The sequence below is a fragment of the Aquitalea palustris genome (assembly GCF_003693445.1).
GTDB lineage: Bacteria > Pseudomonadota > Gammaproteobacteria > Burkholderiales > Chromobacteriaceae > Aquitalea > Aquitalea palustris.
In genome coordinates, this window is the sequence record NZ_RFAR01000096.1 from 1 (window position 1) to 14,614 (window position 14,614).

14 protein-coding genes are annotated in these 14,614 nt (G+C 58.9%); 9 read left to right on the forward strand and 5 right to left on the reverse strand.

What is annotated here, in order from left to right; translation table 11 throughout:
- The first annotated feature begins 390 nt into the window (after positions 1-390).
- The 8 genes from dusA (at position 391) to recG (ending at position 7,831) form a co-directional block, all read left to right on the forward strand.
- Positions 391-1,440 (forward strand): tRNA dihydrouridine(20/20a) synthase DusA, encoded by a 1,050-nt coding sequence (gene dusA / locus EAY64_RS18020; protein WP_255424554.1) that lies wholly within the window; start codon positions 391-393, stop codon positions 1,438-1,440.
- 81 nt (positions 1,441-1,521) lie between these two features.
- Positions 1,522-2,115 (forward strand): RdgB/HAM1 family non-canonical purine NTP pyrophosphatase, encoded by a 594-nt coding sequence (gene rdgB / locus EAY64_RS18025; RefSeq protein ID WP_103526114.1) that lies wholly within the window; start codon positions 1,522-1,524, stop codon positions 2,113-2,115.
- Positions 2,112-3,353 (forward strand): radical SAM family heme chaperone HemW, encoded by a 1,242-nt coding sequence (gene hemW, locus EAY64_RS18030; RefSeq protein WP_103526115.1) that lies wholly within the window; start codon positions 2,112-2,114, stop codon positions 3,351-3,353. Before rdgB ends, hemW begins: the two co-directional genes overlap by 4 nt.
- A complete protein-coding gene (locus EAY64_RS18035) occupies positions 3,354-3,737 on the forward strand; it encodes a RidA family protein (RefSeq protein ID WP_045847662.1) in 384 nt (127 codons plus the stop codon).
- Positions 3,738-3,882: 145 nt separating this feature from the next.
- Positions 3,883-4,320, forward strand: a complete 438-nt coding sequence (locus EAY64_RS18040) for a DUF4124 domain-containing protein (RefSeq protein WP_113024054.1) — start codon at positions 3,883-3,885, stop codon at positions 4,318-4,320.
- A 12-nt stretch (positions 4,321-4,332) separates the two neighbouring features.
- A complete protein-coding gene (locus EAY64_RS18045) occupies positions 4,333-5,169 on the forward strand; it encodes a PhzF family phenazine biosynthesis protein (protein WP_103526117.1) in 837 nt (278 codons plus the stop codon).
- A 100-nt stretch (positions 5,170-5,269) separates the two neighbouring features.
- The gene (locus tag EAY64_RS18050) at positions 5,270-5,707 is read left to right on the forward strand and encodes a DUF2147 domain-containing protein (protein WP_059284812.1); all 438 of its coding nucleotides are present in this window, start codon (positions 5,270-5,272) and stop codon (positions 5,705-5,707) included.
- Positions 5,708-5,782: 75 nt separating this feature from the next.
- Complete coding sequence (gene recG / locus EAY64_RS18055) at positions 5,783-7,831, forward strand: ATP-dependent DNA helicase RecG (protein WP_103526118.1); 2,049 nt, start codon at positions 5,783-5,785, stop codon at positions 7,829-7,831.
- 329 nt (positions 7,832-8,160) lie between these two features.
- Here the strand turns inward: recG and EAY64_RS18060 are convergent, their stop codons facing one another.
- The 5 genes from EAY64_RS18060 to pstS form a co-directional block, all read right to left on the reverse strand.
- Positions 8,161-9,621, reverse strand: a complete 1,461-nt coding sequence (locus EAY64_RS18060) for an inorganic phosphate transporter (protein ID WP_103526119.1) — start codon at positions 9,619-9,621, stop codon at positions 8,161-8,163.
- Positions 9,622-9,880: 259 nt separating this feature from the next.
- Positions 9,881-10,645 (reverse strand): phosphate ABC transporter ATP-binding protein PstB, encoded by a 765-nt coding sequence (gene pstB / locus EAY64_RS18065; protein ID WP_059284814.1) that lies wholly within the window; start codon positions 10,643-10,645, stop codon positions 9,881-9,883.
- A 12-nt stretch (positions 10,646-10,657) separates the two neighbouring features.
- Positions 10,658-11,569 carry a phosphate ABC transporter permease PstA gene (pstA, locus tag EAY64_RS18070; RefSeq protein WP_255424555.1) on the reverse strand — a complete coding sequence of 304 codons (912 nt, stop codon included), beginning with the start codon at positions 11,567-11,569 and terminating at the stop codon, positions 10,658-10,660.
- A gap of 15 nt (positions 11,570-11,584) precedes the next feature.
- Positions 11,585-12,547, reverse strand: coding sequence for a phosphate ABC transporter permease subunit PstC (gene pstC / locus EAY64_RS18075; protein WP_103526121.1), 963 nt, complete (start codon positions 12,545-12,547; stop codon positions 11,585-11,587).
- Positions 12,548-12,661: 114 nt separating this feature from the next.
- Complete coding sequence (pstS, locus tag EAY64_RS18080; RefSeq protein ID WP_103526122.1) at positions 12,662-13,702, reverse strand: phosphate ABC transporter substrate-binding protein PstS; 1,041 nt, start codon at positions 13,700-13,702, stop codon at positions 12,662-12,664.
- A gap of 165 nt (positions 13,703-13,867) precedes the next feature.
- On the opposite strand from pstS, the gene tpiA reads away from it, so the two are divergent.
- Positions 13,868-14,614 (forward strand): triose-phosphate isomerase, encoded by a 747-nt coding sequence (gene tpiA / locus EAY64_RS18085; protein WP_103526123.1) that lies wholly within the window; start codon positions 13,868-13,870, stop codon positions 14,612-14,614.

Consider the following 14,614-nt stretch of genomic DNA (forward strand, 5'->3'; position numbering starts at 1 on the left):
CTGTTGAAAGTTCAACAGTTTATGCGCCTAACATGCGCTGGACAAGGTGGAATGGCACGGATAAGTATTACTACCAGTGCATGGCAAACACACGCGCCACTGAATGATGGCGGTCTTGCGGGATGGCCGAAAATCGGCCCGCAATGGCGATGGCATGCTGTTTTGGTCATGAGGTGGTTAAGACAGCTGCCTGCTGTTGCGTCGGGTGAGCTGCCGTTATCTGCCGTGCAGCGGCTGCAACGGGTCTGGACAGGACTATTTCTTGACCCACCCAGCTGCCGGGCGGGATAATTGCAAGTTTTTCAATTGCTTAGTCGGCACGCTTGTTCATGGTGTTCACTCACACCTTGATGCCGGGCGACTCAGCCTAAATGGTCAAGAATAGGCCTGATGAACAGAAACGAATCTCCCGTTGTGGTGAGCCAGGCTCATGCTCAGCATGCTGCCAGCGCTGCAATGCCCTCACGCCGCCTGTCTGTCGCCCCCATGCTGGACTGGACCGACCGCCATTACCGTTATTTTGCCCGGCAAATCAGCCGCCACACCTGGCTGTATACCGAAATGGTCACCACCGGTGCGCTGCTGTATGGCGATGTAGAGCGGCACTTGCGCTTTGACGAGGCAGAGCACCCCGTGGCCCTGCAACTGGGCGGCTCCGAGCCGTCCGAACTGGCGCAGTGCGCGCGGCTGGCTCAGCAGTGGGGTTACGATGAGGTCAACCTCAACGTCGGCTGCCCGTCCGAGCGGGTACAGAAAGGTGCCTTCGGTGCCTGCCTGATGGCCGAGCCGCAACTGGTGGCCGACTGCGTCAAGGCCATGCGTGATGTGGTGGACATCGACGTCACCGTCAAGCACCGCATCGGTATTGACCAGATCGAGCATTACGACTATCTGGCCGGCTTTGTCGACCAGGTGGCTGCCGCTGGCTGCAGCACCTTTATCGTGCATGCGCGCAATGCCATTCTCAAGGGTCTCAGCCCCAAGGAAAACCGCGAAATCCCGCCGCTCAAATACGACTATGTCTACCGCCTGAAACAGGAAAGACCGGAGCTGGAAATCCTGATCAATGGCGGCGTCAAGACCAATGCCGAAATCGCCGAGCACCTGCGCCATGTCGACGGTGTGATGGTGGGGCGCGAGGCTTATCACAATCCCTGGCTGATGGCCGAGTGGGATGCTGCTTTCTACGGCGATGACAGCACTGCTGTCAGCCGTCAGCAGGTGGTGGATGCCATGCTGCCGTATATCCGCGCCCGTCTGGCCGAGGGCCACAAGCTGCGTAATATTGCCCGCCATATACTGGGGCTGTTCCAGGGGATGCCGGGGGCACGTCAGTGGCGGCGCATGCTGTCCGACGCCAAGCTGCTGGATGGCGCAGACGAAGGCTTGCTGCTGCAGGCGCTGGCTGCCATGCCGTCCCGCCTCAGCGTAACCGAATAATCCGCTCTGACAGCAGGGTGGACGCGCCATGTGCCGCCGCTTACTCTGCGTGTCTGGTCTGCATTCACAGGATGAATCCGCATGTTCGACAAACTGGTATTGGCCAGCAATAACGCCGGCAAGCTCAAGGAATTTTCCGCGCTGCTCGCACCGCTGGGCGTCACGGTCATTCCGCAAGGGCAGCTCAATGTGCCGGAGTGCCCGGAGCCGCATTACACCTTTCTGGAAAATGCGCTGGAAAAAGCCCGTCACGCCAGCCATGTCACTGGCCTGCCGGCCTTGGCCGATGATTCCGGCATCTGCGTGGAAGTGCTGGGCGGCAAGCCGGGCGTATTGTCGGCACGCTATGCTGGCGAGCCTAAGTCGGACGAGCGCAATAACGCCAAGCTGATCGAAAAGCTGCAAGGCAAAGCCAACCGCCGTGCCTGGTATTACTGCGTACTGGTACTGGTACGCCATGCCGATGATCCGCAACCGCTGGTGGCCGATGGCATGTGGTATGGCGAAGTGCAGGACACGGCAGCAGGCGAGGGCGGTTTCGGTTACGACCCCTACTTCTACCTGCCGGAATTTGCTTGCACCGTGGCCCAACTGGCAGCGGAAGACAAAAACCGTGTCAGTCATCGCGGCAAGGCCATGCAGGCTTTGCAGGCCAAACTGCGTGAGCTGGCATGAGTGTGATTGACCTGTCCGGGTTGAAAGGCGGCCTGCGCGAACTGCCGCCGTTGTCCTTATATATCCATTTCCCCTGGTGCGTGCGCAAATGCCCGTATTGCGATTTCAACTCGCACGAGCTGAAAAATAGCAGCGGCCAGACCGTGCAGTGGAATCCGCAAGCGGGCGTTGCCAGCGGCGGTTTCGATGAAATGGCCTATGTGCAAACCCTGCTGCGCGATCTGGAATACAGCCTGCCGGCGATCTGGGGCCGCAGCGTCAGCACCATCTTCATGGGTGGCGGCACGCCCAGTCTGTTTTCTGCCCAGGCCATGGATACGCTGCTGGCAGGTATTCGCGCCCGCCTGCGGCTGTCGCCGGACGCGGAAATCACCATGGAAGCCAACCCCGGTACCTTCGAGGCAGAAAAATTCCGTGGCTACCGCGAGGCCGGCATCAATCGCCTGTCCATCGGCATCCAGAGCTTCAATCCGCAGCATCTACAAGTGCTGGGGCGGATTCATGATGGTGATGAAGCACGCCGCGCCATCGACATTGCGCTGTCCTGTTTTGATAACGTCAATCTGGATCTGATGTATGCCTTGCCCGGCCAGAGCGTGGAGCAGGCGCTGCAGGATCTGGATACCGCGCTGTCTTATGGCATTACCCATCTGTCGGCCTATCACCTCACCATCGAACCGAATACGCTGTACGCTGTGCGCACGCCGCAGAATCTGCCGGATGACGAGATTTCTGCCGATATGCAGGAGGCCATCGAGGCGCGGCTGGCGGCCGCCGGTTTCGAGCATTACGAAACTTCGGCTTTTGCCCGGCCCGGACGACGTAGCCGCCATAACGTCAATTACTGGCAGTTTGGCGACTATCTGGGCATTGGTGCCGGCGCGCATGGCAAGATCAGCAGCCACGAAGGCATCGTGCGCGAAATGCGCCACAAGCAGCCCGCGGCCTATATCCAGGCGGTGGCCGCCGGCCAGCCGGTGCAAAGCAGCCGCAAGGTGAAGCGCGACGAGTTGCCGTTTGAATTCATGATGAATCTGCTGCGACTGACCGGCGGCTTTGAAACGCGCCTGTTCACCGAGCGCACCGGTTTGCCTGTATCCTGTATCCGCAATGAATTGCAGCAGGCCATCCAGCAAGGATTGCTGGAGCAGGATGCCACCACCATTCGCCCCACTTTGCAGGGGCAACGTTTTCTCAATGACCTGTTAACCCTGTTTCTCGGGGACGGAGACCAGTAAATGACCAAAGAAATCATCCATACCGAACATGCCCCGGCCGCCATCGGTGCCTACTCCCAGGCCGTGAAGGCTGGCAACACCGTTTACCTGTCCGGCCAGATCCCGCTGGACCCGGCCACCATGACCGTGGTGGAAGGTGGCTTTGCCGCTGAAACCCATCAGGTATTCAAGAACCTGAAGGCCGTGTGCGAAGCTGCCGGTGGCAGCCTGGACCAGATCGTCAAGCTCAATGCCTATCTGACCGACCTGTCCAATTTCGCCACCTTCAACGAAATCATGGGCCAGTACTTCAGCCAACCCTACCCGGCACGTGCCGCCGTGGGTGTGGCCAGCCTGCCCAAGGGCGTGCAGGTGGAAGCCGAGGCAGTGCTGTTCCTGGGTTGATCTTTCACCCATGCACAATAAAAAACAGGCGATCTTGATCGCCTGTTTTTTATTGTGCGGCTGCCCCTGACTGATGGCGCAGCAGCCAGCACAGGTGGAATCGGCTTTCATCTGGAGTCCTATCCCTCCTGGTGGAGTGCTGGCCATGTATCGTTTTCTCTCCCCGCTTATCTGTTTCATGACACCGCTGGTGCTGCAGGCTGCCGTATTCAAATGCATCAGCCCTGCCGGACAACACAGCTATCAGGATCAACCCTGCCCGGCGGATCACGCTGCCCATACGCTACGTGGTGGCAACTTCAGTCTGGTGACGCGCGAACCCTACCAGCTACGAGAGCTGCAAGACAGCCGGCAGCAAACGGCCAAACAAGCCCGCGCCATGCAACAGGAACAAGCCAAGGCGCTGCAGTTGCGCCGGCGCCAGCATGTGCAGCAAGACAAACATTGCCGCCGTCTGCAAGCCAGACAGCAAACGCTGCAGCGTCAGCTGTCTCTCAGTCGTTCTCCCTTGCAAACACAGCGTTTGCAGAGCCGGCTTGCCAGCCTGGCCAATGACTTGCACGATGCGGCTTGCCCACCCTGAACCGAGACCCCCATGCGCCGCTACACTTTTGAAATCGTCAATGTCTTTGCCGAAAGCACCTTTGGCGGCAATCCGCTCGCCGTGTTCAGCCAGGCCGAGGGGCTGAGCGAGCTGGAAATGCAGCTGCTGGCGCGGCAGATGAATTTGTCGGAAACCGTGTTCCTGTTGCCTTCCGTGCAAGTGACGGCACATTTGCGCATTTTTACGCCAGCACACGAGCTGCCGTTTGCAGGCCATCCCACACTTGGTGCAGCCAGCGTGCTGCATCGCAGGCAATCACTGGGCGATTCCTTCACCCTGCAGACTGCTGCCGGGGTGATTCCCATCCGGCAGCAGGACGGTTTGTTCACCCTGCAGGCCAATGCCGCCAGCGAACGTCCCTCCGACCTGAGTATGGAGCAAGCCGCCGCCATGCTGGGCTTGCCGGCAGCGGCGGTACTGGCCACCCCCAGCTGGCTGAATACCGGCAGCGAACAGTTGCTGATCGCGGCAGCCAGCCGCGACGCGGTGTTGGCCGCACGCCCGGTGGCGGATCTGTTTCTGCGTGATGCCTGCCTGCATCCCGGCCGTAGCGTAGCCTATCTGTGGCATGAGGCGGATGGTGTGGCGACCGTGCGGCTGTTTTACGGCCAGGATGGTGCAGTGCTGGAAGACCCGGGTACCGGTTCGGCCTGCGCCAATCTGGGCGGCTGGTGCAGCCTGCACCAGCGCTATCCGCTGCAATGGCGGGTGGAGCAGGGGGCCGTATTGCAGCGCCCCAATGTATTGCACTTGACGGTGGATGATGCGCGTCGTATTTATGTCGGCGGTAAGGTTGTGGCGCTGGCGCAGGGGGAGTTTCTCTTGTGAAACAAGCGTATGACTTGACGCAATGCCGACCCCTTGGCATGCTAGAGTCCCAGCTCCAAACTAGCGTTTAACAAAGACAGACAACACGAGGAAAGACATCATGAGCAAGTTGTGGAAAGCGGCCGCCCTGGCCCTTGGATTGGCCGCATTGTCGCACAGCGTACTGGCCGACAGCCCGATCGGCAGCTGGAAGACCATCGACGATGACACCAAGCAAGCCAAGGCGGTGGTACAGATTGCCGAAGGCGCCAACGGCGAATTGTCCGGCAAGATCGTCAAGCTGTTCCAGAACCCGGAAGTGGTGTGTGAGGCCTGCGATGGCGACCGCAAGGGCAAGCCGGTCAACGGCATGACCATCCTGTGGGGCCTGAAGAAAGATGGCGACAGCTGGGCCAACGGCAAGATTCTTGACCCGCATAACGGCAAGGTTTACAGCGCCAAGATGAAGCTGGTGGAAGGTGGCAAAAAGCTGGAAGTGCGTGGCTTCCTCGGCGTATCACTGCTGGGGCGCACCCAGGTGTGGGAACGTCAGCAATAATCCTGTCCGGTGCGACAGCCAGGGCGGAGTGCCGGCAGCGGCCTCCGCCTTGTTTTTTGGGTACAATCGGCGCTGATGACCCATGCCAACGACCTCGCCGGCCAGCCGCTCAATGTAGCGCCCGCCCTGGCCAAGAAACTCGACAAGCTCGGCCTGCGCCGGCGCTTTGACCTGGTGTTGCACCTGCCGCTGCGCTACGAAGATGAAACCCATCTCTATCCCATCACAGCAGCCCCCTACGGCCAGCCGGTGTTGGTAGAGGGGCGGGTCATCGCTCACGAAGTCCAATTCCGTCCGCGCAAGCAGTTGCTGGTGCGCATAGAAGACGCCAGCGGCGTGCTGCTGCTGCGCTTCATCCACTTTTATCCCAGTCAGCTCAAGCAGTTTGCCGATGGTGCCCTGGTACGTGCCATGGGCGAAATTCGTCGTGGTTTCCATGGCGACGAGATGGTGCACCCGAAAACGCGCGAAGTGGTGGATGGCACACCGCTGGCGGAAAGCCTGACGCCGGTGTATCCCACGGTCAATGGCGTGACCCAGCCCATGCTGCGCAAGCTGATTCGCAGCGAGCTGCAAAGCCTGCCGTTGCCAGAAACCCTGCCACCCTCAGTTATTGCCCATTTGCAGCTGCAAAGCTTTGCCGATGCCGTGCGGCTCTTGCATTCACCGCCACCGGAATACAGTGCCAGCCAGCTCAGTGAGCCGGCCTTGCCGGCATGGCAAAGGCTGAAATTTGACGAGCTGATGGCGCAGCAGCTGTCGATGCGGCTGGCTTATCGCGCCAGACGACAGGGCAGGGCGCCGGTAGTGCGTGGTAGTGGTCGCTTGCGCGAGGCACTGTTTGCCAGCTTGCCCTTCCGTCTCACGGCTGCGCAGCACAAGGTACTGGGCGAAATCGATGCTGATCTGGCGCAGGCGCACCCCATGCATCGCTTGCTGCAAGGCGATGTAGGGAGCGGCAAAACCGTGGTGGCGGCGCTGGCTGCACTCACTGCTATCGAGGCGGGGTTTCAGGTGGCACTAATGGCACCTACGGAAATCCTGGCCGAGCAGCATTATCGCAAGTTGTCCGGCTGGCTTGCCCCGCTTGGGCTGACGGTCAGCTGGCTCTCCGGCAGCCTGCGCAAAAAGCAGAAAGAGCTGGCGCTGGAGCAGATGGCCAGTGGTACGGCCCATCTGGTGGTGGGAACGCATGCCCTGTTTCAGGACGGGGTGGATTTTGCCCGGCTGGGGTTGGCCATTGTCGACGAGCAGCACCGTTTCGGGGTCGGCCAGCGGCTGGCGCTCAAGCAAAAGGGCGAGGAACCCCATCAGCTGATGATGTCGGCCACACCGATTCCACGCACCCTGGCCATGAGCTTTTACGCCGATCTGGATGTGTCAGTCATCGATGAGCTGCCGCCGGGACGAACGCCTATTGTCACCAAGCTGATCAATAGTAGCCGCCGTGAAGAAGTCGTCGACTTCGTGCACAAGACCTGCAGCGAAGGCCAGCAGGTGTACTGGGTGTGCCCGCTGATCGAGGAGTCAGAAACCCTGCAGCTGCAGACGGCAGTGGAAACCCACCGCCAGCTGGCAGCACAACTGGGGCAGTGGCATGTCGGCTTGCTGCATGGCCGGATGAAAGCGGATGAAAAGGCGGCGGTCATGGCCGCTTTTGGCAGTAACCAGCTGCAAATCCTGGTGGCCACCACGGTGATCGAAGTGGGCGTGGACGTGCCTAATGCCTCGCTGATGGTGATCGAGCACGCCGAGCGCATGGGGCTGGCCCAGTTGCACCAGCTGCGGGGCCGGGTCGGGCGGGGCAGTGCGCGCAGCGTGTGTATGCTGCTGTTTGAAAACCCGCTGTCCGATGTGGCCAAGGCACGCTTGAAAGTCATTTACGAGAATGTCGATGGTTTCGAGATCGCCCGGCAGGATTTGCTGATCCGTGGCCCGGGTGAGTTTCTTGGTGCCCGGCAAAGCGGGGTGCCCATGCTGCGCTTTGCCAATCTGGAAGACGATATCGAACTGTTGGAGGCGGCGCGGGAGCTGGCTCCGGAAATCCTTGCACGCTGGCCAGAGGCGGCGGATGCACATCTGGAGCGCTGGCTGTCTGGTCGCGAGCAATTCCTCAAGGCCTGAATGAGCATGCCGTGAACTACCCGGTGGCGGGGGCATGGCAGCGAATGCTGGCGGTGGTTTCATGCTGAGATTGCCTTGTTGCAAATCCCTGTGCAGATAGATAGGGATGAGGCAAAAAAAGCGCCCCATCCGCAGGGATGAGGCGTCAAGGGATTGCTGCAAACAACAAAGGAGAAACCATGATGAAACATGATTATATTAGCAAATAATAAATTTCGAAATCAATGGTGAGTCATTGCTTGTTTGATGCAGGTCAAATTTGACCCGTCATGATGAGCATCATAGAAAAAGCCGCCCTCGGGCGGCTTGATCGATAGCAGCAGGCAGGATTACTTCAGCCAGTTGCTAGCCAGGTAGTACAGGCCGCCAGACAACAGCATGGCTACCGGCATGGTAAACAGCCAGGCGAGAAGAATGGAGCGCACGGTAGACCACTGTAGGCCAGCCTTGTCGGCCACCATGGTACCGGCCACGCCACTGGATAGTACGTGGGTAGTGGAAACCGGTAAGCCAAACTGACTGGCCAGGCCGATGGATACCGCCGCAGTCAGTTGAGCCGACATCCCCTGGGCATACGTCATGTCTTTCTTGCCAATGCCTTCACCAACGGTTTTCACCACACGACGCCAGCCAATCATGGTGCCACCGCCCAGTGCCAATGCCACGGCGATGATGACCCAGGTAGGAGCGTACTCGGTGGTAACGGTCAGATCCTTGCGCAGATTGCTCAGCAACTGCTTGTCATCGCTGCTTAGATTGGGCAGGGAGCCAGCCTTCTTCGCCGCATCGTCCAGGCAGAGCAGGTCGGTACGCACATCCCAGCGCTTGTTGTCCGGCAGATTGCGATAAGTGCTGCCATCTCCCAGGGCAACAATCAGCTTGTCAGCTGTTTGCAGGGTATCCCGCGGGCGACAATCGTGGATATTGCTGCCAGCGGCGGCCGGCTTGAACATGGTATCCAGAGCCGTCTGATGACGATTGTAGAACTGCTGCAGATGCAGGGCGGCATCGCGGGTACGTTCGATCTGGTAAGGCGTGCTATCCAGATTCAGTACATATTTGGCCGGTACGATGCCGATCAGCACCAGCATGATCAGGCCAACACCTTTCTGGCCGTCATTCGAACCATGCGAGAAGCTCACACCCATGGAGCTGACGATCAGCATGAAACGCATCCAGAACGGCGGGTGCTTGCGGCCCTCAACCTGCTGACGCTGGAAGGGGGTCTTGTGCATATTGCTCTGCGGGCGGGCACGGCGCAGGGCCAGTACCAGCAGGCCGGACAGCAGTGCGCCCACCAGCGGCGAGCACAGTAGCGAGGCTCCGACATCAATCGCCTTGCCCCAGTTCACACCTTGCGACAGCGGGGTGCCGTTGATCAGGCTATTGGCCAGGCCAACGCCCAAAATGGCGCCGATCAGGGTGTGAGAGCTGGAGGCCGGCAGGCCGAAATACCAGGTACCCAGATTCCAGGCAATGGCGGCAGCCAACAGGGCAAACACCATGGCCATGCCGCGTGCGGTATTGACCGAAACCAGCAGATCCACCGGTAGCAGGTGCACGATGGCATAGGCCACAGCCAGGCCGCCGGTCAGTACGCCAAGAAAATTGAACACACCGGAGGCAAATACCGCCAGGCGCGGCTTCATCGATTGGGTATAAATGACGGTGGCAACCGCATTCGCCGTATCGTGAAAGCCGTTGATGAACTCGAAGGCCAGGACAAAGCCCAGCGACAAAACCAGGGTGATGGCCACATGGGTGTCCAGCCCTGCAAAGAGGTCCAGCATGATCGTGAAAATCGTGTAAAGGAAAGCCGGGATTGTTGTGTCCAGGCCTGCATGCGTCAAGTAAATGGATCAAAAAAAACCGGGCTTGTCGTTTTCCCGTCGTGGCAATGGGGCTGTTCTTGACAGCCTGGTCTTTCGCCCGGTTTTTTCAGGGTTTGCCGCAGGCTACTGGTGCGATTTCAAGCGGAAATCGGCCACCACATCAAACAACACCCCGCGTGCATGAAAGCAGGCGGGGTGTCGCTGGGGGAGGGCAGAATCAGCCGAATTTGCCGGTGATGTAATCCTCGGTAGCCTTTTGTTTTGGCGCCGTGAAGATATTGTCGGTTTCACCGAACTCCACCAGCTCGCCCAGATACATATAGGCGGTGAAGTCGGACACCCGGGCCGCCTGCTGCATATTGTGCGTCACGATGGCGATGGTGTAGTCCTCTTTCAGCTCATGAATCAGTTCTTCGATGTGAGCAGTGGAAATCGGGTCGAGTGCCGAGGTCGGTTCGTCCAGCAGCAACACCTCGGGGCGGGATGCCACGGCACGGGCAATACACAGGCGCTGTTGCTGGCCACCAGAGAGCGAATTGCCAGACTGCTTCAGCTTGTCCTTCACCTCATCCCACAGCGCAGCCTTGCGCAGTGCCCACTCCACCCGGTCGTCCATTTCGGTCTTGGCCAGCTTCTCGTACAGCTTCACCCCGAAGGTGATGTTGTCGTAGATGGACATCGGGAAGGGGGTCGGCTTCTGGAACACCATGCCCACCTTGGCGCGCAGCAGGTTGATATCCACGTCGCGGCCCAGGATGTTATTGCCGTCCAGCAGGATTTCACCTTCGGAGCGCAGCCCCGGATACAGCTCGTACATGCGGTTGAAGGTGCGCAGCAGTGTGGATTTACCGCAGCCGGACGGTCCGATGAAGGCCGTGACCATGCGCGGGGCAATATCCAGATTGATGTTCTTCAATGCGTGGAAGTTGCCGTAAAAAAAGTTCAGATTCTTGACCTGAAGCTTGACGTTGTTATCAGCCATAGTCGTCATGCCTTAATGCGATTGGGTTTTCTGGCTGCCCATCCAGCGGGCAAGAATATTAAGCGTCAACACGCTCAGGGTAATCAGCAACGCACCGGTCCAGGCCAGGGTGTGCCAGTCTTCGTACGGGCTCATGGCAAACTGGAAAATCACGATGGGCAAGTTGGCCATCGGCTGGTTCATATTGCTGTTGAAGAACTGATTGTTCAGCGCGGTAAACAGCAGCGGTGCGGTTTCACCCGAAATACGGGCAATGGCCAGCAGGATGCCGGTCAGCACACCGGCCTTGGCCGAGCGCAAGGTCACGTACAGGGTGATTTTCCACTGCGGAGCGCCCAGTGCGGCGGCGGCTTCGCGCAGGGTATTGGGGACCAGGCGCAGCATGTTTTCCGTGGTGCGCACTACGACCGGAATCACCAGCAGTGCCAGCGCCAGCGAACCGGCCCAGCCGGAGAAGTGCCCGACGCTGACCACATAGACTTCATAGACAAACAGGCCGATCACGATGGACGGTGCCGACAGCAGGATGTCGTTGATGAAACGGGTGGCCGGTGCCAGCCAGCCGCGCTGACCGAACTCCGCCAGATAGATGCCAGCCAGAATGCCGATAGGCGTGCCGATCAGCGTGCCGGAAATGGTCATGGCCAGGCTGCCGTAAATGGCATTGGCCAGACCGCCCTGGCTACCGGGTGGCGGCGTGCTCTGGGTGAACACCTGCAAATTGATGCCGGACAGGCCGTGCTGCAGCAGGGTAAATAAAATCCAGAACAGCCAGAACAGGCCAAAAGCCATCGTCAGGGTGGATGCACCCATATTGAAGGCGTTCACCAGACGGCGACGACGATAGATAGAAGTATTCATGGTGCTGCTGCTTCCGCTGCGATCCTGAACGTTCAGGGATTCGCTCAATGTGCTGTTAGCCATGATGATAGCGCCTTGTCAGGATGCCTTGCCTTCCTGTTTCTGCAAACGCAGCAACAGGAGTTTGGCGCAGGCCAGAACGACGAAGGTGATGAAGAACAGGATCAGACCCAGTTCAATCAGCGAGGCCATGTGGAACTCGCCAGTCGCCTCGGCAAATTCGTTGGCCAGGGCCGAGGAAATCGACTGGCCCGGCTCGAACAGGCCAACGGCAAAGCGCGAGGAGTTACCGATCACGAAGGTCACTGCCATGGTTTCACCCAGTGCGCGGCCCAGCCCCAGCATGATGCCGCCCACCACACCCGTCTTGGTGTAAGGCAGTACGACATAGCGGACCACCTCCCAGGTGGTGGAGCCCAGGCCATAAGCAGACTCCTTCAGCATGGTCGGCACCACTTCAAATACATCGCGCATCACCGAAGCGATAAAGGGAATCACCATTACCGCCAGAATCAGCCCGGCAGTAAAAACACCAATCCCCATCGGTGCGCCCTGGAACAGCAGGCCGATCAGCGGAATGTCGCCCAGATTGTCGATCAGTACCGGCTGGACGTGGTCGGCAAACAGGGGGGCGAACACGAACAGGCCCCACATGCCATAAATGATGGAGGGAATGCCTGCCAGCAGTTCGACGGCAATACCCAGCGGACGCTTGAGGACATTAGGGCAAAGCTCGGTCAGAAACACGGCAATGCCAAAGCTGACCGGTACGCCAATCAGCAGGGCGATCACCGAAGTGGCCAGGGTGCCAAAGACCGGCACCAGTGCGCCAAACTTCTGTCCGACCGGGTCCCAGTCGCTATCGACCAGAAAGCTCCAGCCAAAACGGCTCAGGCTGGGCATGGCACCAATAATGAGGGAAATCAGGATGCCCACCAGCAAGGCCAATACCAAAAAGGCAAAGCAGCGAGTGGATACCCTGAAGATATTGTCTAGCAGCATCTGGCGCTGCATTTGCTGGTTATTGCTGAACTTTTCCATGAGGATACTCGGTCGCGTCTCAGACAAAAAGCCGGGGTTGCTCACCCCGGCCTTGGTGCCACACCGGCAGCTGCATCAGCTTGCGCGCTGCAGGCCGGTGTCGCCATGCTGCACTCAGTTCAGAACCGGCTTGCCACTGGCGTCGGTGATCTGCTTCCAGCTGGTGTGAATCACGGCCTTCACGCTATCCGGCATCGGGATGTAATCCAGTTCCAGAGCGGTCTTGTCGCCATTCTTGTAAGCCCAGTCGAAGAACTTCAGTACTTCGGTACCTTGTGCCGGCTTGTCCTGTTTCTTGTGCATCAGGATGAAAGTGGCACCAGCAATCGGCCAGCTATCCTTGCCAGGCTGGTTGGTCAGCAGCAGGTAGAAGCCCGGAGCCTTTTTCCAGTCAGCGTTGGCAGCAGCAGCACGGAATGACTTGTCATTCGGAGCGACAAAGCTGCCAGACTCGTTCTTCAGTTGACCGTAAGACAATTTGTTCTGCTTGGCGTAGGCATATTCCACGTAACCAATGGAACCCTTGATGCGGGTTACATAGTTGGCCACACCCTCGTTACCCTTGCCACCGACGCCGGCAGGCCAGTTAACCGAGGTATTGGAACCAACCTTGCTGGCCCATTCGCTGGAAACCTTGGACAGGTAGTTGGTGAAGATGAAGGTGGTGCCCGAACCATCGGAGCGGCGAACCACGGTGATCTTCTGATCCGGCAGCTTCACGCCCGGGTTCAGGCTGGCGATGGCCGGGTCATTCCACTTCGAAACCTTGCCCATGAAAATGTCAGACAGCAAAGGACCGGTAAACTTAACCTGACCGGCTGCAATGCCCGGAACATTCAGTACCGGAACAACACCACCCAGTACGGTCGGGAACTGGGTCAGGCCGGATTTTTCCAGCTCTTCCGGTTTCAGCGGCATGTCGGAAGCACCGAAATCAACAGTCTTGGACTGGATTTGCTTGATGCCGCCACCCGAGCCGATGGACTGGTAGTTCATGCTGTTATTGGTCGTAGCCTTGTAAGCGGTTGCCCACTTTGCATACAAGGGATACGGGAAAGTTGCGCCGGCGCCGGTAATGTCGGCAGCCATGGCTGCGCCAGCGACGAAGCCGGCGGACAAGGCCAGCGAGGCGACCAGACGTACGGACTGTTTCATGCTTGCTCCTGAATTATTAGGGTAAGGCCCTGCGAGGTGTTGAGGCGCATCCTATCCCCTATAGTTTTCAGAAATATTACAAGTCGTGGAAAAGCAGATTGCGGAGTTTTGACGATGACGGGACTAGGGATATAATCCGCAGCACTTAAACGGAGGCACCCGGACATGGCAGGCAAGCTGATAATCGGAAACTGGAAGATGAACACCCGCGCGCAGAGCGCGCAATCCCTGGTGGATGCCTTGCTGGAACAGCCGGCATGCGATCAGCCCTGGGTCGGGGTGGCGGCTCCTGCGGTATATCTGGCAGCCCTGGGGGCACGTCTGCAAGGGCGGTCCATCCGCCTGGCGGCACAGGATGTGAGTGCCTTTGCCAGTGACGGAGCGTACACCGGTGAAATCTCGGCCGCCATGCTGCAGGATATTGGTTGTGCTTATGTTCTGGTTGGCCATTCCGAGCGGCGCCAGTATTTTGCCGAGAATAATCCGCAGCTGCTGGCCAAGATGAACAATGCGCTTGCTGCTGGCATCGTGCCGGTGTTGTGCGTGGGCGAAACGCTGGAGCAGCGCGAGCAGGGCGACTACCTGGAAGTGATCTATCAGCAATTGGCCGTACTGGCTGAAATCAACGCCGGTGAGTACCTGATTGCCTACGAACCGGTGTGGGCTATCGGCACTGGCAAGGTGGCGACGCTGGAGCAGATCGCCGAAATTCACAGCGCCATCAAAACGTGGTGCTTGCAAAATGCCAAGCCATCCGCTAGTATTCGCGTCCTCTACGGCGGCAGTGTAAAGGCAGAGAATGCCGAGTCAATCCTGATGACAGACAATGTCGATGGAGCCCTTGTTGGTGGGGCATCTCTGGACGCCGGATCATTCAGGATGATTTGCCAGGCCGCAGGAAAATTGATATAG

What these genes read in the sequence shown, in the direction of transcription:
- EAY64_RS18045 (WP_103526117.1), top strand. Translation starts at nt 4,333, where the DNA reads ATGCGCCGCTACACTTTTGAAATCGTCAATGTCTTTGCCGAAAGCACC.
- pstS (WP_103526122.1), bottom strand. Translation starts at nt 13,702, where the DNA reads ATGAAACAGTCCGTACGTCTGGTCGCCTCGCTGGCCTTGTCCGCCGGC.
- tpiA (WP_103526123.1), top strand. Translation starts at nt 13,868, where the DNA reads ATGGCAGGCAAGCTGATAATCGGAAACTGGAAGATGAACACCCGCGCG.
- EAY64_RS18040 (WP_113024054.1), top strand. Translation starts at nt 3,883, where the DNA reads ATGTATCGTTTTCTCTCCCCGCTTATCTGTTTCATGACACCGCTGGTG.
- rdgB (WP_103526114.1), top strand. Translation starts at nt 1,522, where the DNA reads ATGTTCGACAAACTGGTATTGGCCAGCAATAACGCCGGCAAGCTCAAG.
- hemW (WP_103526115.1), top strand. Translation starts at nt 2,112, where the DNA reads ATGAGTGTGATTGACCTGTCCGGGTTGAAAGGCGGCCTGCGCGAACTG.
- pstC (WP_103526121.1), bottom strand. Translation starts at nt 12,547, where the DNA reads ATGGAAAAGTTCAGCAATAACCAGCAAATGCAGCGCCAGATGCTGCTA.
- recG (WP_103526118.1), top strand. Translation starts at nt 5,783, where the DNA reads ATGACCCATGCCAACGACCTCGCCGGCCAGCCGCTCAATGTAGCGCCC.
- EAY64_RS18060 (WP_103526119.1), bottom strand. Translation starts at nt 9,621, where the DNA reads ATGCTGGACCTCTTTGCAGGGCTGGACACCCATGTGGCCATCACCCTG.
- EAY64_RS18050 (WP_059284812.1), top strand. Translation starts at nt 5,270, where the DNA reads ATGAGCAAGTTGTGGAAAGCGGCCGCCCTGGCCCTTGGATTGGCCGCA.
- EAY64_RS18035 (WP_045847662.1), top strand. Translation starts at nt 3,354, where the DNA reads ATGACCAAAGAAATCATCCATACCGAACATGCCCCGGCCGCCATCGGT.
- pstB (WP_059284814.1), bottom strand. Translation starts at nt 10,645, where the DNA reads ATGGCTGATAACAACGTCAAGCTTCAGGTCAAGAATCTGAACTTTTTT.
- dusA (WP_255424554.1), top strand. Translation starts at nt 391, where the DNA reads ATGAACAGAAACGAATCTCCCGTTGTGGTGAGCCAGGCTCATGCTCAG.
- pstA (WP_255424555.1), bottom strand. Translation starts at nt 11,569, where the DNA reads ATGGCTAACAGCACATTGAGCGAATCCCTGAACGTTCAGGATCGCAGC.